Below are 18,401 nucleotides of genomic sequence, written 5' to 3'. Positions count from 1 at the left end.
ATCGTTACCCACATCACAGAACAAGCAATAGAAATTCAGCTATGACATTTTCACTTTTTGGCGACAAGTTTACCCGCCATTCAGGCATTACCCGCCTGATGGAAGACCTCAACGACGGTTTACGCACCCCAGGGGCTATTATGCTAGGCGGCGGTAACCCGGCGCAGATCCCTGAGATGAACGCCTACTTCAATAACCTGCTGGCGGAGATGCTGGAAAGCGGCAAAGTCTCTGAAGCGCTGTGCAATTACGATGGTCCTCAGGGCAAGAATGAACTGCTTACCGCCCTGGCCGATATGCTGCGTAATGAATTAGGTTGGGATATTGGCCCACAGAATATTGCACTAACAAATGGCAGCCAAAGCGCATTTTTCTACTTGTTCAATCTGTTCGCAGGTCGATGCGCGGATGGTTCTACCCGCAAGGTTCTGTTTCCGCTGACTCCCGAATACATCGGCTACGCTGATTCCGGTCTGGAGGACGATCTGTTCGTCTCAACCCGCCCGCATATTGAGCTGCTCCCGGAAGGACAGTTTAAATATCACGTTGATTTCGATAATTTGCCGATTGGCAAAGACACCGGAATGATCTGCGTTTCGCGTCCAACAAACCCAACGGGTAACGTCATTACCGATGAAGAGCTCAAACAGCTCGACGCTCTGGCGAACCAACACGGGATACCGTTGGTTATCGACAATGCCTATGGCGTGCCGTTCCCGGGCATTATCTTCAGCGAAGCGACGCCGCTGTGGAACCCGAATACCGTGCTGTGCATGAGCCTGTCTAAGCTCGGTCTGCCGGGTAGCCGTTGCGGTATCATCATCGCCGACGAGAAAATCATCACCGCCATCAGTAACATGAACGGCATTATCAGCCTGGCACCGGGTGGTATTGGGCCAGCTATCATGTGTGAAATGATTAAACGACACGATCTGTTGCGCCTGTCAGAAACGGTGATTAAGCCTTTCTACTATCAGCGCGTGCAGGAAACCATCGCCACTATCCGCCGCTATTTACCGGAAGACCGCTGTCTTATCCATAAACCCGAGGGTGCGATTTTTCTGTGGCTATGGTTCAAAGGCCTGCCGATTACCACCGAACTGCTCTACCAGCGCCTGAAAAAACGCGGCGTCCTGATGGTACCTGGTGATTTCTTCTTCCCAGGGCTGGATAAACCCTGGGACCATACTCACCAGTGCATGCGCATGAACTATGTACCGGATCCAGAAAAGATCGAAGCGGGCGTTAAAATCCTCGCCGAAGAGATAGAATTAGCCTGGAAAGAAAACCAGTAATATACGATATATCAGCCTCTGAAAATCAGAGGCTGATATTTTTCTGTGATCTTGATAGTTATTTAAAGAATAAAAACCAGAAAACCACCCACTTTAATTCACTCGGATTACTCTCAATTTCCCACCGCCATTTAATTAACGCTTAACAGTAAAACCTATTATTCACCGCCGCTTAATATGTTAAATTCAAAGTAAGAACATGTTTCATAAGAGCATATTAATTTACATAGCAGACTTTGTTTACGCTTAAGTTAAATCGGACTTTTCCATACTTTCGTATGAAAAGAAACGCCCCATGCAAGGCTTAATTTCCGCCATACACTGACTAATACGCACTCGGCGTTTTTAACTGGTGGAGATAAGATCATGGCCTCTAAAAAAATTAGCCAATTAAGCATAATTGCTATGGCGGTGCTTCTTGCATTCTCACTCTCTGCCTGTAGCGGAAGCGGCGGGGGTTCTCACTCAACGGCCAAAAACGGTACCACGACGGGTAGTGGTTCTGGCGGCGGCGACGGCTCCGGTGGCGGCGATGGTAGCGGCAGCGGAAATGGCAACGGCAGCGGAAATGGCAATGGCAATGGCAATGGCAACGGTTCTGGTAGTGGCTCTGGTAGTGGCCAAACGGCGGGCAGCAGCATTCTGGGTGAAACCGGGAAAGCGGTGTCCGGCGTGGGCGATACGTTGGGCGGCCTGGGCAGTCAGTTGACCAGCACGGCGGGTAACAACCCGGTCACGTCAACCATTTCAACCACCGTCAGCGGTGTGGGTAACGCGGTTGATACCTTAGGGACGGGCGTCACCAACGGTGTAGGGAACTCATCAAATGCTAACGGCGTGGGGACAACGCTGCAGGGCACCACCAGTACCGTTACCGTACTGGGGAACACGGTATCCGGCGTGGGTAATAATCTCTCGACCAGCACCTCAGGTACCCCAGTCGCGGGCGTGACCGGCCTTGTTGGCAACGTGGTGAATAGCGCAGGTCAGATTGTCAGCAGCACCGGTACTGGCTTAACCAGCACCTTGCAAAGCCCAGGTGCGGTAGCCGCCACAACGGGCGTCACCTCTGTCGTTAATAACACGCTGTCTGGTGTCCAGGGCGTCACCCAGGGCGTCGGGACAACGACCGGTTTAGGTACGCCGGTTAACGGTCTGCTCACCCAGGTGGGCACCACCGTGAGCGGGGTTGGTAACAACATCAGCACCACCACACCAGTGCTCGGCGGCGTCGGACAGGTCGTCAGTAGCGTCGGGAATATCGTGACTGATACCGGTGGCTTAGTGAAACCTACCGGCACCCAGACCGGCAGCGGCGGCCTGCTGGCAAGCGCTTCGCTGGGCGGCACGGTCAGTTCATTAACGAATACGCTCAACGTTAGCACCTCTGCTAACGCTAACGCCAGCGCCAGCAGCAGCTCTTCAACCACGACGACGACCAGTAATCCTTTAGGTGGTCTGCTCGGCGGGTTAACGTTAAAAAAATAAGCTATATATTTATTAATGCTTTCCGTGCCCCCGCAATGGGGCACGTTTTTCAGCAGAATAACAATAATCATCCTTGCACAATAAAATACACAAGGAACGCGTCATGAAAACGACCCTGGCTTATGCGCTATCGGGGGTTGTTCTGCTTAATATAGCCAGAGCAGATACATTACCCGCATTGATTGACCCCAATAACCCGGCCAAAGCGGAACATAACAGTACGCCTCAAGCCCTCCCTGCTGCAGCTCCAAGTTTAACCGTAAGCGTTCCCAAAAATAAATTAACACCAGAAACACTTATTAAAGTCGATCATATTCAGTTTATTGGCGGCACCGTATATCCATTAAAAGAGTTATTGCAACCTTTTGTTCCCTACGCACACAAACAGGTTCCGTTGAAAACGTTGGTTGGGCTCATTAATAATATTACGCTGCGCTACCGCGCCGACGGCTACCCGCTCTCCTACGCCTGGCTCCCCGATGACAACTTTCATGACGGCACGATCAAAATCGTTCTGGTGGAGGGCTATGTTGCACACAGCGACATTCAAACGAACAACCCAAATCTGGCTGAGCGTTTAAAGCGACTGGCCGCCAAAATCATGGCCGAAAAGCCGCTGACGCAGGCTACCTTCGACCGCTACACCCAATTAATGACCCGCACCCCCGGCGTGACCGTCGATGCCAGCGCACAGCTACCGCAGAACATCTATGGCGCCGCGGCCATGCAGGCCAAAAGCATCCAGCCGCATATCTGGGATATTTCATCGACCATTGATACTCGTCGTAGCCAGAACATGGCGTTCGTCACCGGGTCGCTGAGTAACTTGACCAGCTATGGCGATCAGCTCGGGCTGGCAACCTTAATCCCACTGGATAGCTCCACGCGCAAATCCTATCTGGGATTAAACTACCAGCAGTTTCTGACTGATGAAGGGCTGATGATGCAGCTCAAGGGGAGTTTTTACCGCGATGACCCACGCGACTACACGTTCTTGCAGAATTTCGCAGGAGGTTACTTCGACTCCAGACAGAAAACGACGCAGTACAATGGTGGCGCGATGTTCAGCTATCCGCTGATCCTGACCGGCAAACAACAACTCAATATTAACGGTGGTATGGACTACACCGACAGACGTAACAATAACCATATCCGCCAGGTAATGAACAACCAAGTCGTGGCCAGTGGCGATATCAACTCGCACGTCCGATATCCTGCTTTTGAATTCGGTATAAACGGCTTGCAAGCATTCGACCGGGCTAGCATTAACGGCAAGCTGACGCTGCGCCAGGGCGTGGACATTTCATCCATGGCGGATGCCGCGCCTGCATTTGGCAACGATCTCTCTTTCACGCTGTGGAAAAGCAATATTGATGCGGCCTGGATGATCACCGACAAATGGCGGCTCTCCACCTCGATGGAAGGCGACTGGTCGGATAACGATTTACCTGAACCCGAACGCGTCAGCTTCGGTGCCCAGCGTTTTGGGCGCGGCTATCAGGACGGAGAAGCCAGCGGTGACTACGGCTACGGCGGGCAGGTTGAGCTTCGCTACATACATCCGTTCAAAGAGAACAGCTGGGTTGCGACCGTACAGCCATACGTACTGACCGATACCGCACAAACCTGGTTCAACACGCCAGGATACCCTCACCAACGACTGGCTTCTGTCGCTACCGGCGTAATGTTTGGTGATAACAAACATTACAGTCTGACGGTCGAAGCCGCGCGCCCGGTCGGCGATGTGCCCACCGATAGCCACAACCGTGACTGGCGCTACAGCCTGACGTTCAGCTGGAACTTCAACAACCTACATTAACCCCGGCACCGGGCGCTGGCTGACGTCAACACAGGCCAGCGCTCCCGTCGGGCAAGCCGCCACGCAGGCAGGGCCATCTTCACGGTGGCGGCATAAATCGCACTTTATCGCCTGAGGCCGTCGCGCCTGCACGCTGACGTTCATCGCCCCAAAAGGACACGCCAGCATACAGCTCTTACAGCCGATGCATCGCGCCTGTTCGACCGCAACCACGCCGTTTTCGCGATGAATAGCGCCGGTAGGGCACACGTTACCGCACGGGGCATCTTCGCACTGATGGCAGGCCACTGCCGTGGAAAACGTCCCGCCCTTCACCACTCGAATGCGGGGAAGAAACGCCTCGCGCGAGACGCTAGCGCACGCCTGCTCATCCTGATGCGCCACCACGCAGGCCACTTCACAGGTCCGACAGCCAATGCACTTTAAGGAATCAGCGACAATAAACGGGTTCATTCCCCACTCCGTTGCGAGAGATAAACCCTAAGAGTGCCAGAGCGGCTGGGCGATATGCTTTGATCCGAGGTGGGGAATAGGCATTTTTTGATAAATGCCCAGGTCAATCTGTCCGGCTGCCAGAATTCTTAGCTACGTACGCTAAATCCGAGCTCGTTGGAAATAGCCAGTGCGGTTTCACGCAGCGGCTTCAGGAGATTTTGCTCACCTACCTGCTTGAGTCGGGAGGTCGAAAGCGAAATCGAAATGGCGTACGGCACGCGGCCATGAATATCAAAAACGGGCACCGCCACGCACGATACGCCAAGCTCGTTTTCTTCACGATCCATCGCCATTTTGCACTCGCGAATTTGCGCCAGCTCGTCATACATCGCAGGAAGCCCGGTGATGGTATTGCAGGTCAACTGGCGAATCTCATCCTGATGACTCTCCCAATAATGCCGCACATAATCTTCCTGACCAAAAGCCATATAGAGCTTGCCCATTGCAGAACAATACAGCGGCATATGCTGACCGATATAGGCGCGAGTACGCAGCATGCCGGTTGTCGGCTCCAGTTTATAAATCAGGATCGCGTGATCGTCTTCGCGGCTGGAAAAGTTGACCGTTTCTCCGGTCGCGAGATTCAGCGTTTCCAGATGCGGCGCAGCGACATGGATGATATTGAGGGACGACAGTGCCTTTTGCCCCACCGAGATAAACTTGGTGGTCAGCCGATAGCTTCCCGCCGCCGGGGCCGGTGTGACATAGCCACAGGACTGAAGCCCCTGTAACAATCGGTGCACGGTGCTTTTATTGAGCCCCGCCAATTCAGATAGATGCGCCAACGGACATCCATTGGGATAGTTACTCAGGATTTCTATCAGCATCAACCCCCGGAATAGACTCTGGCTACCCGCAGGCTTCTCCTTATCCGACGCCACATCACTCGCTTTATTGCTCATGCTCCGCTCCTCGTCTCTGTCGCGACCTGATGGTAGCGCAAAGTGTGTTTCAGTTCACGATCTTGGCAGATAATTTGTAATCATTTGATTTTACAACATTTTAGAAATTATGAAACAGATTGCTTTGTTAAAAAACGATCGCTATATTTGAAATCAGATTTCGCAATGTGGAATATTGAGATTAACAAACGATCTTTTTGCTGTTTCTTTAGACCATCAGGAACGCAGAAATGAAGACGCAAAATGGCCTTTAAGCTGCGTTCACCGAATGGCTAAAACGCTTGATTTAACGGAGACGATGTATGTTATTAAGCTTCGCAGACCTTAAAAACGAGTTTACCCGCGTACTCTTAGCCCGCGGCGTTACCGCTGAAACCGCCGATGCCTGCGCTGAAATGTTCGCCAGCACAACCGAATCCGGCGTCTATTCTCACGGCGTAAACCGTTTTCCTCGCTTCATCCAACAGCTCGAAAATGGCGACATCATTCCGGATGCCCAGCCAAAACGTATCACCACGCTTGGAGCCATTGAGCAGTGGGATGCCCAGCGTTCAATCGGCAACCTGACGGCGAAAAAGATGATGGATCGCGCCATATCTCTCGCGTCCGATCACGGTATTGGTCTGGTTGCTGTGCGGAATGCCAACCACTGGATGCGCGGTGGCAGCTACGGCTGGCAGGCTGCAGAGAAGGGCTACATTGGCATCTGCTGGACGAACTCCATCGCCGTCATGCCGCCGTGGGGGGCAAAAGAGTGCCGTATCGGCACCAACCCATTGATTGTGGCGGTGCCTTCAAACCCTATCACCATGATTGACATGTCCATGTCGATGTTCTCTTACGGCATGCTGGAAGTGAATCGCCTGGCGGGCCGTCAGTTGCCGGTAGACGGTGGTTTTGATGATGAAGGCCAGCTCACCAAAGAGCCCGGCGTGATTGAGAAAAACCGTCGCATTCTGCCAATGGGTTACTGGAAAGGCTCCGGCTTATCTATCGTGCTGGATATGATTGCCACCCTGCTCTCCGATGGCGCTTCGGTTGCCGAAGTGACCGAAGACAACAGCGATGAGTACGGCATTTCGCAAATCTTCATGGCAATCGAAGTCGATAAGCTCATTGATGGCGCGAGTCGGGACGAAAAACTGCAGCGCATTATGGATTACGTCACCACGGCAGAGCGCGCGGATGAAAAGATGGCCGTCCGCCTTCCAGGCCACGAATTTACCCGACTGCTGGCAGAAAATCGCCGCAACGGTATCACCGTTGACGACAGCGTATGGGCCAAAATTCAGGCGCTGTAGGAGATGAATCATGATATTTGGCCATGTTTCACAACCGAATCCCTGCCCGCTACCGGCAGCGATTGAAAAAGCGCTCAACTTCCTGCGCACCACCGATTTCCATCAATGCGAACCGGGCGTGATTGAAATAGAAGGACGGAATGTTTTTGCTCAGATAATCGATATGACGACCCGGCCCGTAGAGGAAAATTATCCAGAAGTTCACCGCCGCTATCTTGATATTCAATTTTTAGCCTGGGGTGAAGAGAAAATCGGTATTGCCATTGATACCGGAAAGAATGAAATTCGCGAATCATTGCTGGAACAACGAGATATTATTTTTTATCACCACAGTGAAAACGAATCATTTATTGAAATGGTTCCTGGCAGCTATGCCATATTTTTCCCGCAGGACGTTCACCGTCCAGGATGCAACAAGACAAAAACAACGCCAATTAGGAAGATTGTCGTAAAAGTGGCGCTGGCTGTATTGAATTAAAACGATATATTGTCAGGAGTAGCAAATGAAAACGAATAATACCGGTTATATTATCGGTGCGTATCCGTGTGCGCCCTCATTTCACCAACAAGGGGAGCAGCAGGAGAAAGAATTCTGGCGATTACTTGCCGACACGCCAGATATTCGGGGCATTGAACAGCCGTGTCTTGAACATCTTCACCCTTACGGCGACGAGTGGCTGTTCCGCCATACGCCTGCTGAGTGGCAGATTGTCGTTACCGCCGTTATGGAGACGATGCGCCGTCGTGGCGGCGGTAACGGTGATTTTGGCCTGGCCTCCGCTGATGAACCGCAGCGTCTGGCGTGCGTGGACTACTATCGCCATCTGCTGAAAAAAATTAACCGTATTAATACGTCGCACCCTGGCAAAATTATCGCCCTCGAACTGCAGGCCGCACCGCAAGCGGGCAATAGCAGCGTAGCGCAAGCCACTGAAGCGTTTGCTCGCTCAATCAAAGAGATCGCCTCCTGGGACTGGCCATGCAATCTGGTGCTGGAACACTGCGATGCCATGAATCAAAACGCACCGCGTAAGGGATTTTTACCCCTAGAGTCAGTGCTGGAGGCGTTGTCGGGATATGATATCAGCGTCTGCATCAACTGGGCGCGTTCCGCCATTGAAGGCCGTAATCCGGCGCTGCCGCTGGCCCATACGCTGGCCGCTCAGCGGGCGGGAAAACTCGGTGCGCTCATGTTTTCGGGCACCACGGAACGTGGCCCTTACGGCGAATGGCAGGATTTTCACGCCCCATTTGCGCCGTTCTGTCCAGAGAGTCTATTAACAGCCGATCGCGCCCATGAATTATTCCAGGCCGCACCAGCCTCTACCTTACAATTTTCCGGCATTAAATTATTAGAAATTGATGCACAGGCAGATGTGCAGCATCGCATCGATATTTTGCGCGATGGCATTCGTGTTTTAAATAAAGCAGCTCATTAAAAAATAAAAACATCCTTTATTATTTAACAGAGAATATAAACATGAACACTTCCTCTCTACCATCTACACCTGTAGAAATACCACGCCAACGCTGGTTAAGAATAATTCCACCGATTCTGATTGCCTGTATCATTTCTTATATGGACCGGGTAAATATTGCTTTTGCCATGCCGGGCGGTATGGATGCCGAATTGGGTATTTCCGCCACCATGGCAGGCCTTGCGGGCGGTATTTTCTTTATTGGTTATATGTTCCTGCAGGTTCCCGGCGGGAAAATCGCTGTTCATGGCAGCGGTAAAAAATTCATCGGCTGGTCGCTGGTCGCCTGGGCCGTCATTTCCGTGCTTACAGGCCTGATTACCAATCAATGGCAGCTGTTAGTGCTGCGTTTCTTACTGGGCGTCGCTGAAGGTGGCATGCTGCCGGTAGTGCTGACGATGATCTGTAACTGGTTCCCTGATGCAGAGCGCGGCCGCGCCAACGCGATAGTCATCATGTTTGTGCCGATTGCCGGGATCATCACCGCCCCCCTCTCCGGCTGGCTCATTACCGCTCTCGACTGGCGCTGGCTGTTTATTATCGAAGGCATGTTATCCGTTGTCGTGCTGGTGCTGTGGTCGCTGACCGTTTACGACCGCCCGCAGGAGGCACGCTGGATCAGTGACGCGGAGAAAAACTGGCTCGTCGAAACGCTAAAAGCCGAGCAGTTGGCGATTGCCGGAAAAGAGGTACGCAACGCCTCGCTCAAAGCCGTGCTGTCCGACAAAATCATGTGGCAACTGATCGCACTGAACTTCTTCTATCAAACCGGGATTTACGGCTACACCCTATGGCTGCCAACCATTCTGAAAGAGCTGACGCATTCCAGCATGGGCCAGGTCGGCATGCTCGCCATTCTCCCCTACGTCGGGGCGATTGCCGGGATGTTCCTCTTCTCCTGCCTCTCAGACAAAACGGGCAAGCGCAAAGTCTTTGTCTGCCTGCCACTCGCCGGATTTGCCCTTTGCATGTTCCTGTCGGTAGCCCTGAAAGACAACATCTGGCTCGCCTACACCGCGCTGGTTGGCTGTGGCTTCTTCCTGCAATCCGCCGCAGGCGTGTTCTGGACCATTCCAGCCAAGCTGTTTAGCGCTGAAATGGCAGGCGGTGCGCGCGGCGTAATCAACGCCCTTGGCAACCTGGGCGGGTTCTGCGGCCCCTACGCCGTCGGCGTCTTAATCACCCTCTACAGCAAAGATGCTGGCGTGTATTGCCTCGCTATCTCTCTGGCACTGGCGGCGTTCATGGCGCTACTGCTACCGGCGAAATGCGATCTCGCCTCCGGCGCATCTACCGATCCCCACGTTCCTGCTCGTAAACGCATCGCGTAGGGGTATCACCCGCCCGATAGCCACGGCTATCGGGCTGAAAAGAAAGTGTATTCCGGCAAATCCGGCAAAACAGAGATAAAGAGATGAGTGAAAAAGAGACCTTCTGGTTGGGTATCGATTGTGGCGGTACTTATCTGAAAGCCGGTTTGTACAACAGCCAGGGCAAAGAACACTGCATTGAACGTCAGGCTTTACACACGCTTAGCCCACTCCCCGGCTACGCTGAACGCAATATGACCCAGCTATGGGATGTCTGCGCCAGCACCATCGCACGGTTGCTGCAGCGAAATCATATTCAGGGAAGCCAGATCAACGGGGTCGGCATCTCGGCGCAGGGCAAGGGGCTATTCTTGCTGGATAAGCAGGACAAGCCGCTCGGCCACGCCATCCTCTCCTCCGACCGCCGGGCAATGGCTATCGTCCAGCGCTGGCAGCAGGATGGCATCCCGGAAAAACTCTATCCACTCACCCGCCAGACGTTATGGACCGGACACCCAGCCTCGCTGCTCCGCTGGCTAAAAGAAAATGCGCCTGAGCGTTACGCCCAAATTGGCTGCGTGATGATGGGCCACGACTACCTACGCTGGTGCCTCACCGGCGTCAAAAGCTGCGAAGAAAGCAACATCTCCGAATCCAATCTCTACAACATGAACGACGGGGACTATGACCCTCAGCTCACACATTGGCTGGGGATTAGCGACATTGACGCCGCACTACCGCCGATCGTGGGCTCTGCCGAAATTTGCGGGGAAATCACACCTCAGGCAGCCGCCATCACCGGTCTGGCAGCGGGTACGCCCGTTGTCGGCGGACTGTTTGATGTGGTTTCCACCGCACTCTGCGCAGGGTTAAAAGACGAGCGGACGCTCAATGCCGTCATGGGAACCTGGGCGGTCACCAGCGGGATTACGCACGGCCTGAAAAGCCACGAAAAACATCCCTACGTCTACGGACGCTATGTCCAGCACAACGAATTTATCGTCCACGAAGCGAGCCCTACCTCCTCCGGCAATCTGGAATGGCTCACCACGCAATGGGGCGATATCTCTTTTGACGAGATTAATCAGGCCGTTGCCAGCCTGCCAAAAGCCAGCAGCAGCGTGTTCTTTCTGCCGTTTTTATATGGCAGCAATGCCGGGATGGAGATGACCAGCGGTTTTTATGGCATGCAGGCGCTGCATACCCGGGCCCATCTTTTACAAGCGGTATACGAAGGCGTGGTCTTTTGCCACATGACGCATCTCAACCGGATGCGAGAACGTTTCACCGATGTCCACACGCTGCGCGTGACGGGCGGGCCAGCGCACTCTGAGGTCTGGATGCAAATGCTGGCAGACGTCAGCGGCCTGACCGTCGAGTTGCCGCAGGTCGAAGAGACCGGCTGCTTTGGCGCTGCCCTCGCTGCCCTCGTAGGCACCGGCATCTACCCCGATTTCCACACGGCACAACGTACGCTGACTCACGATATCCGCGTGATAACGCCTGATCCACAGGCGCATGCCGCCTACCAGCGCAAATACCGTGGCTACCAATTACTGATTGAATCACTTCAAGGCTTCCATAGCCGCATTAAGGAGTACTCCGCATGAATCGCCCACTACTGCAACTCGCTCTCGACCACAGCACACTTCAGGCCGCTCAGAAAGATGTCGCCCTGCTATGCGACCACGTTGATATCGTCGAAGCGGGCACCATTCTGTGCCTGAATGAAGGGCTGCATGCCGTTCGCGCGCTGCGCCAGCAGTGCCCGGATAAGATTATCGTCGCCGACTGGAAGGTTGCTGACGCCGGAGAAACGCTGGCGCAGCAAGCCTTTGGCGCTGGCGCGAACTGGATGACCATCATCTGCGCCGCCCCGCTCGCCACGGTGGAAAAAGGCCACGCAGTCGCCCAGGCGCAAGGAGCTGAAATTCAGATGGAACTCTTCGGCAACTGGACGTTTGACGACGCCAGAGCCTGGCGCAGCATCGGCGTTCGCCAGGCAATTTACCACCGCGGGCGTGACGCACAGGCCAGCGGTCAGCAGTGGGGAGAAGCCGATCTGGCGCGCATGAAAACGCTCTCCGATATTGGCCTTGAGCTCTCCATTACCGGCGGCATCACCCCTGCCGATTTACCGCTCTTCAAAGAGATCAACGTGAAGGCTTTCATTGCCGGACGCGCGCTTGCGGGAGCAGCCGACCCTGTTCAGGTCGCCCGCGATTTCCATGAGCAGATTAATGCTATCTGGGGAGGTCAATAATGCGCACGCATCCGTTAGGCATTTATGAAAAAGCGCTGGCTAAAGACCTGAGCTGGCCAGAGCGCCTGGTGCTGGCAAAAAGCTGCGGCTTCGACTTTGTGGAAATGTCCGTGGACGAAACCGACGAGCGTTTATCACGCCTTGAGTGGAGCACCACGCAGCGCGCCTCGCTGGTTGAAGCGATGCTGGAAACCGGGATTTCGATTCCGTCCATGTGCCTGTCGGCACACCGTCGTTTTCCTTTCGGCAGCCGTGATGAACAGGTCCGCGCCCGCGCCCGCGAAATTATGCAGAAAGCCATCAGACTCGCCCGCGACCTCGGTATTCGCACCATCCAGCTTGCGGGTTACGACGTCTATTACGAAGAGCATGACGACGGCACGCAGCAGCGCTTTGCCGAAGGTCTTGCCTGGGCCGTTGAGCAGGCTGCCGCGTCCCAGGTGATGCTGGCCGTCGAGATCATGGATACCGCCTTTATGAACTCCATCAGTAAGTGGAAAAAGTGGGACGAACTGCTCGCCTCACCGTGGTTCAGCGTCTATCCCGATGTCGGCAACCTCAGCGCCTGGGGTAACGATGTCCCGGCAGAGCTGGCGCTCGGCATCGATCGCATCGCCGCCATTCATCTGAAAGACACGCTAGCCGTCACCAAAGAGTGTCCGGGCCAGTTTCGTGACGTGCCGTTCGGCGAAGGCTGCGTCGACTTTGTCGGCATCTTTAACGAACTGAAAAAGCTGAACTACCGCGGCGCATTTCTCATTGAAATGTGGACCGAAAAATCCAAAGAACCGGTGCTGGAGATTATCCAGGCCCGCCGCTGGATTGAAGCCCGTATGCAGGAAGGAGGATTCGTATGTTAGAGCAACTTAAAGCCGAGGTGCTGGCGGCAAATCTGGCGCTTCCTAAGCATCACCTGGTGACCTTTACCTGGGGTAACGTCAGCGCCGTCGATCGCGAACGCGGTCTGATGGTGATTAAACCTTCCGGCGTGGAATATGACGTGATGCAGGCGGAAGATATGGTTGTAGTCGACATCGCGACCGGACGCGTTATCGAAGGCAAGAAGAAACCGTCATCCGACACGCCTACGCATCTGGCGCTATATCGCCGCTACCCTGACATTGGCGGCATCGTGCATACCCATTCTCGCCACGCTACTATCTGGTCGCAGGCGGGACGAGATCTCCCGGCATGGGGAACGACGCACGCGGACTATTTCTACGGTGCCATTCCCTGTACTCGCCTGATGACGCGTGACGAAATCAACGGTGAATATGAGTACCAGACCGGTGAAGTCATCATTGAGACGTTTGAAAAGCGCGACCTCGACCCGATGCAGCTTCCCGCCGTACTGGTGCATTCTCACGGTCCGTTTGCCTGGGGTAAAGATGCCGCCGATGCCGTACACAATGCGGTCGTGCTGGAAGAGTGCGCCTATATGGGGTTATTCTCCCGGCAATTAACGCCGCAGTTACCCGACATGCAGCCAGAGCTGCTGGATAAACACTATCTGCGCAAGCACGGTGCCAAAGCCTACTACGGCCAGTAGCGGCTAGTGCGAATTCACGTGTTCCTTACAGTACCGCCGCTTCCACGCGGCGGGCGTCAGCCCAGTATGCTTGCGGAAAATTTCCCGGAAATACCCGACATCGGCAAAACCGCACTGCTCGGCCACCTCCTTCAGTGAACGGGCATGATTACTCAACAGCTTCTCCGCCGCTCTCACCCGCTGGCGGTGTATGGCTTCAGTGATAGTGAGATGGAAAACGCGCCGATAAACGCGCCCCAGATAATCTGCATTGCAGTGCAGTTCACGCGCTAGCATGGAGGTCGACAGCGGCAGATGGTAGCGCGTATGAATCACCTGCTGCGCTTTCCATGCCAGTGCCGCACCGCCTTCATCCTTTGGCTCCGCCTGCTGAGCTGAGAGCGAAATATGCTGCAAAATTAGCAGCAAAATTAGCTCCAGCGACGCATTGCGCTGAATTTTTTCCTGCTCGTTGAGGAACTGGCGGAACAGCGACGTCAAGTACTGAGGGTCGTGTAGCGTGGTCTGCTGCGGGATAGCTAGCTGCGTTAACAACGGATGTGGTGGTACCGAGACGTTAACCTCGAAATGGAGCCAGTAGAATTTCAGATCCGTGGGAAAATCCTCGATGCCAACGTGTCGACGACCGGGCCACAGCAACAAACTATCACCCGCGGCAACGTGAAAAATACGATCCTCTTCCTGAATCGCTAACGTCCCTTTTTCAACAAACAACACCTCCCATGAGCGCAGTCTGCGGGCCGGATGCCGACCCACGCCCCGGGAGATAAAAAGCCCACCGTTTTGTACCTTAATCGGAAGCGCTATGGATAGATTGAGCATAAATATTAATAATCCCGCTTGCTTGCTAAAAACAAACACTCTTTCTAATTGATTATTAACGATTAAAGCTATTTACGCCCGATCGTCTTCACACTTTTCCAATCAGGTCGGAATTACCCTCTTTTTATACTTCTTTACGACCTTGTTGCTCCCCGGTTTCCAGGCAAAATTAAACAGGTCATGACATTACAACAATATCCCTACTGAAGCAGACATCTCCACATTGCGAGGAGCACTCCATGACCGCTACACCTATTTCCACCAGCGAGGTCGTGCCGGGTTCACTGGACGATAAATTATCTGTCCGCGAAAAAATCGGCTATGGTCTCGGCGATGCAGGCGGTACTGTTATTACCTGCCTGATCATGAATTTCCTGACGTTCTTTTATACCGACGTCTTTGGCCTGACGCCTGCACTGGTCGGCACGCTATTCCTGGCACTTCGCGTTTTTGACGCGATTTCCGACCCGATTATGGGCGTGCTGGCCGACCGCACGCAGAGCCGCTGGGGGCGATTCCGCCCGTGGCAGATGTGGATTGCCATTCCAATTGCGATCGTTGGCGTGCTGACCTTTACCGTGCCCGATGCCAGCATGGGTGTAAAAATCGCCTGGGCCTTCGGTACCTATCTGCTGCTCTCCGTCAGCTACACCGCCATCAACGTGCCTTACTGTGCGCTTATCAACACCATGACCACGCGCCACAGCGAAGTGATCTCCTGCCAGGCCTGGCGCTTTGTGCTGTGCGGCGTGGCGGGCTTTTTAGTCTCCGTTGGTTTACCGTGGCTGGTGAAAGCATTGGGGCAAGGCAATACCGCGCAGGGATACCAATATGGCGTCGGCGTGCTGTGTGCCATTGCGGCGGTGATGTTCCTGTGCTGCTTCTTCTGGGTTCGCGAACGCGTATCGCTGGATATGATGGGCAAGTTCACCCTGCGTGAGCACATCGCCGGGCTGCGTAAAAACGACCAACTTCTGCTGATGCTGCTGATGTCGTTCCTGCTGATTAACGTGTTCAATATCCGTGGCGGCGGCTACATGTATTTCATCACCTACGTGCTGGGCGGCTCGACGGGCTACACCTCGCTGTTCTTCACCATGGTGACGTTTGCCTCTATTTTCGGCTCGGTGATTATCAACCTGCTATCGCGCCGCTTTGATACCGTCAAACTGTACTACTACACCAACCTGGTGCTGGCCGCGATCGCGGCGGGAATGTGGTTCTTGCCTACTGGTCCCGCCTACCAGACCCTATGGCTCGCCGTGATCCTCGGCAACGGCATTATTTTGGGTTTCACGTTGCCGCTGCACTTCTCCTTGATGGCCTTCTCCGACGACTACGGCGAGTGGAAAACTGGCGTTCGCTCTTCCGGCATGAACTTCGCCTTTAATCTGTTTTTCATCAAGCTCGCCTGGGCGTCCAGCGCAGGCATTATCAGCCTTGTCTTTATTTATGTGGCTTATCAGCCAGGTGCTGCAAACCAAACCGCCTCATCGCTGGCGGGGATCTCCTCGATGGAAACCCTGCTGCCGGCCCTGTTCCATCTGCTGCTGGCGTTCTCCATCCGCGCCTGCAAGCTCAATAATCCTATGATGGCGCGCATCGCTACCGATCTTCGCGCACGTCACGTTTCGTCCTGAGGAGTTTGTCATGTCCGTTATGGAAGTCGATTTACATACGTTGAAAGTGAACGATCCGTTCTTCGCCCAATATCAACAACTGGTGCGCGATGTAGTGATCCCCTATCAGTGGGATGCGCTGAATGACCGGATAGACGACGCTGAGCCAAGCCACGCGATAGAGAACTTCCGCATCGCCGCCGGGCTGCAGGAGGGAGAATTTTACGGCATGGTCTTCCAGGACAGCGACGTGGCGAAATGGCTGGAAGCCGTCGCATGGTCGCTGTGCCAGAAGCCGGATGCCGAGCTGGAACGTACCGCCGATGAGGTTATCGAGCTGGTTGCCGCGGCCCAGTGTGAAGATGGCTATCTCAATACCTACTTCACGGCGAAGGCGCCAGGAGAGCGCTGGACCAATCTGGCCGAATGCCATGAGCTTTACTGCGCCGGGCATATGATTGAAGCGGGCGTGGCCTTCTTCCAGGCCACCGGCAAGCGCCGCCTGCTGGAGGTGGTATGTCGCCTGGCCGACCATATCCATCAGGTCTTCGGCACCGGTGAGCAACAAATTCACGGCTACCCTGGACATCCAGAGATTGAACTGGCGCTGATGCGCCTGTACGAAGTGACTCAGGAACCACGTTACATGGCGCTGGTGAACTACTTTGTCGAAGAGCGCGGTAAACAGCCGCATTTCTATGATGATGAGTACGAAAAGCGCGGTAAAACCTCCTACTGGAATACCTACGGCCCGGCCTGGATGGTGAAAGACAAAGCTTATAGCCAGGCGCACCAACCGCTTGCCGAGCAGCAAACCGCCATCGGCCACGCGGTGCGTTTTGTCTACCTGATGACCGGCGTGGCGCACCTTGCCCGACTGAGCAACGATGAAAGTAAACGTCAGGACTGCCTGCGTCTTTGGAACAACATGGCGCAGCGCCAACTGTACATTACCGGCGGTATCGGCTCACAGAGCAGCGGTGAGGCCTTCAGCAGTGACTACGACCTGCCGAACGATACGGTCTATGCTGAAAGCTGCGCTTCGATCGGCCTGATGATGTTTGCTCGCCGCATGCTGGAAATGGAAGGTGACAGCCAGTACGCCGACGTCATGGAACGTGCCCTGTACAACACGGTGCTCGGCGGCATGGCGCTGGATGGCAAGCACTTCTTCTACGTTAACCCGCTAGAAGTGCACCCGAAAACGCTGCAATTTAACCACATTTATGACCACGTGAAGCCGGTGCGCCAGCGTTGGTTCGGCTGCGCCTGCTGCCCGCCGAATATCGCCCGCGTGCTGACCTCCATCGGTCACTACATCTACACGCCGCGGGAAGATGCTCTGTATGTAAACCTCTACATCGGTAACAGTACGGAAGTGCCGGTGAACGACCAGACGCTGCGTTTGCGCATTAGCGGCAACTACCCATGGCAGGATCAGGTAAAGATCGCTATTGATTCGCCGGATCCGGTAAACCACACCCTGGCGCTGCGTCTTCCGGACTGGTGCCGCGCGCCGCAGGTAGCGCTGAACGGTCGTGACGTCGCCGGAACGGTGAAAAAAGGCTATTTGCATATCACCCGTACCTGGGTTGAAGGCGATACGCTCACCCTGACGATGCCAATGCCGGTACGCCGCGTTTACGGCAACCCGCTGGTGCGCCACGTCGCCGGGAAAGTCGCCGTTCAGCGCGGGCCGCTGGTCTACTGCCTGGAGCAGGCCGATAACGGCGAGGAACTGCATAATCTATGGTTGCCGGATAACGCAACGTTTACCGAGCTGGAAGGCAAAGGCATTTTCGCCCACAAGGTGCTGTTACAAGCGCAGGGCGTGAAATACGCCACGCGTCATCCAGAACAACAGTCATTGTGGCATTACGATACGGCGCCCGCCGAGCGTCAGACGCAGACGCTGACCTTTATTCCGTGGTTTAGCTGGGCCAACCGGGGTGAAGGGGAAATGCGTATCTGGGTTAACGAAGAGAAACAGGCTGGATGATTGTGCGGTCTGTTGCCTGATGGCGCTGCGCTTATCAGGCCTACGGACCGACTCCGGGAGC

The 18,401-nt window shown here is 54.5% G+C and carries 16 protein-coding genes; 13 read left to right on the top strand and 3 right to left on the bottom strand.

Annotation, left to right across the window (positions count from 1 at the left end; genetic code table 11):
• Positions 1 to 41 precede the first annotated feature (41 nt).
• From avtA to MY052_RS00885, 3 genes are all read left to right on the top strand, one after another.
• A complete protein-coding gene (gene avtA, locus MY052_RS00895) occupies positions 42 to 1,295 on the top strand; it encodes a valine--pyruvate transaminase (protein WP_248538047.1) in 1,254 nt (417 codons plus the stop codon).
• A gap of 366 nt (positions 1,296 to 1,661) precedes the next feature.
• Entirely contained in the window at positions 1,662 to 2,783 is a 1,122-nt protein-coding gene (locus MY052_RS00890) for a collagen-like triple helix repeat-containing protein (RefSeq protein WP_248538046.1), read from the top strand.
• 103 nt (positions 2,784 to 2,886) lie between these two features.
• Positions 2,887 to 4,602 carry a ShlB/FhaC/HecB family hemolysin secretion/activation protein gene (locus tag MY052_RS00885; protein ID WP_248538045.1) on the top strand — a complete coding sequence of 572 codons (1,716 nt, stop codon included), beginning with the start codon at positions 2,887 to 2,889 and terminating at the stop codon, positions 4,600 to 4,602.
• Here the strand turns inward: MY052_RS00885 and MY052_RS00880 are convergent.
• Together MY052_RS00880 and yiaJ are read right to left on the bottom strand one after the other, a co-directional pair.
• A complete protein-coding gene (locus tag MY052_RS00880; protein WP_035893131.1) occupies positions 4,594 to 5,055 on the bottom strand; it encodes a 4Fe-4S dicluster domain-containing protein in 462 nt (153 codons plus the stop codon). The genes MY052_RS00885 and MY052_RS00880 overlap by 9 nt on opposite strands.
• 128 nt (positions 5,056 to 5,183) lie before the next feature.
• The gene (gene yiaJ, locus MY052_RS00875; RefSeq protein ID WP_248538044.1) at positions 5,184 to 5,999 is read right to left on the bottom strand and encodes an IclR family transcriptional regulator; all 816 of its coding nucleotides are present in this window, start codon (positions 5,997 to 5,999) and stop codon (positions 5,184 to 5,186) included.
• A gap of 302 nt (positions 6,000 to 6,301) precedes the next feature.
• Here yiaJ and yiaK point away from each other — a divergent pair, with 302 nt between their 5' ends.
• The 8 genes from yiaK to araD all read left to right on the top strand — a co-directional run bounded on the left by yiaK (position 6,302) and on the right by araD (position 13,900).
• Positions 6,302 to 7,300, top strand: coding sequence for a 3-dehydro-L-gulonate 2-dehydrogenase (yiaK, locus tag MY052_RS00870; protein ID WP_248538043.1), 999 nt, complete (start codon positions 6,302 to 6,304; stop codon positions 7,298 to 7,300).
• A gap of 10 nt (positions 7,301 to 7,310) precedes the next feature.
• On the top strand, positions 7,311 to 7,778 hold the full coding sequence (locus tag MY052_RS00865; RefSeq protein WP_248538042.1) for a YhcH/YjgK/YiaL family protein: 468 nt from the start codon (positions 7,311 to 7,313) through the stop codon (positions 7,776 to 7,778).
• Between the two features lie 25 nt (positions 7,779 to 7,803).
• Complete coding sequence (locus MY052_RS00860) at positions 7,804 to 8,739, top strand: DUF4862 family protein (protein WP_248538041.1); 936 nt, start codon at positions 7,804 to 7,806, stop codon at positions 8,737 to 8,739.
• A 41-nt stretch (positions 8,740 to 8,780) separates the two neighbouring features.
• Entirely contained in the window at positions 8,781 to 10,109 is a 1,329-nt protein-coding gene (locus MY052_RS00855; protein WP_248538040.1) for an MFS transporter, read from the top strand.
• Positions 10,110 to 10,192: 83 nt separating this feature from the next.
• Positions 10,193 to 11,698: an FGGY-family carbohydrate kinase gene (locus MY052_RS00850; RefSeq protein ID WP_248538039.1), complete on the top strand. Its 1,506-nt coding sequence runs from the start codon at positions 10,193 to 10,195 to the stop codon at positions 11,696 to 11,698.
• Complete coding sequence (ulaD, locus tag MY052_RS00845; RefSeq protein ID WP_035893140.1) at positions 11,695 to 12,351, top strand: 3-keto-L-gulonate-6-phosphate decarboxylase UlaD; 657 nt, start codon at positions 11,695 to 11,697, stop codon at positions 12,349 to 12,351. Before MY052_RS00850 ends, ulaD begins: the two co-directional genes overlap by 4 nt.
• Positions 12,351 to 13,211, top strand: coding sequence for an L-ribulose-5-phosphate 3-epimerase (locus MY052_RS00840; RefSeq protein ID WP_035893141.1), 861 nt, complete (start codon positions 12,351 to 12,353; stop codon positions 13,209 to 13,211). The genes ulaD and MY052_RS00840 overlap by 1 nt, the downstream gene beginning before the upstream one ends.
• The gene (gene araD, locus MY052_RS00835; protein ID WP_035893143.1) at positions 13,205 to 13,900 is read left to right on the top strand and encodes an L-ribulose-5-phosphate 4-epimerase; all 696 of its coding nucleotides are present in this window, start codon (positions 13,205 to 13,207) and stop codon (positions 13,898 to 13,900) included. Before MY052_RS00840 ends, araD begins: the two co-directional genes overlap by 7 nt.
• A 3-nt stretch (positions 13,901 to 13,903) precedes the next feature.
• Here the strand turns inward: araD and MY052_RS00830 are convergent, their stop codons facing one another.
• A complete protein-coding gene (locus tag MY052_RS00830; RefSeq protein ID WP_248538038.1) occupies positions 13,904 to 14,722 on the bottom strand; it encodes an AraC family transcriptional regulator in 819 nt (272 codons plus the stop codon).
• 239 nt (positions 14,723 to 14,961) lie between these two features.
• Here MY052_RS00830 and MY052_RS00825 point away from each other — a divergent pair, with 239 nt between their 5' ends.
• Both MY052_RS00825 and MY052_RS00820 read left to right on the top strand, forming a co-directional pair.
• Positions 14,962 to 16,362 carry an MFS transporter gene (locus MY052_RS00825; RefSeq protein WP_123651064.1) on the top strand — a complete coding sequence of 467 codons (1,401 nt, stop codon included), beginning with the start codon at positions 14,962 to 14,964 and terminating at the stop codon, positions 16,360 to 16,362.
• A gap of 10 nt (positions 16,363 to 16,372) precedes the next feature.
• A complete protein-coding gene (locus MY052_RS00820; RefSeq protein WP_248538037.1) occupies positions 16,373 to 18,340 on the top strand; it encodes a glycoside hydrolase family 127 protein in 1,968 nt (655 codons plus the stop codon).
• The last annotated feature ends 61 nt before the right edge of the window (positions 18,341 to 18,401 follow it).

This window comes from Kluyvera ascorbata, from assembly GCF_023195735.1.
Classification (GTDB): Bacteria; Pseudomonadota; Gammaproteobacteria; order Enterobacterales; family Enterobacteriaceae; genus Kluyvera; species Kluyvera ascorbata.
Note: the sequence above shows the minus strand (reverse complement) of the source record. Positions and strands in the feature narration are given on the sequence as shown.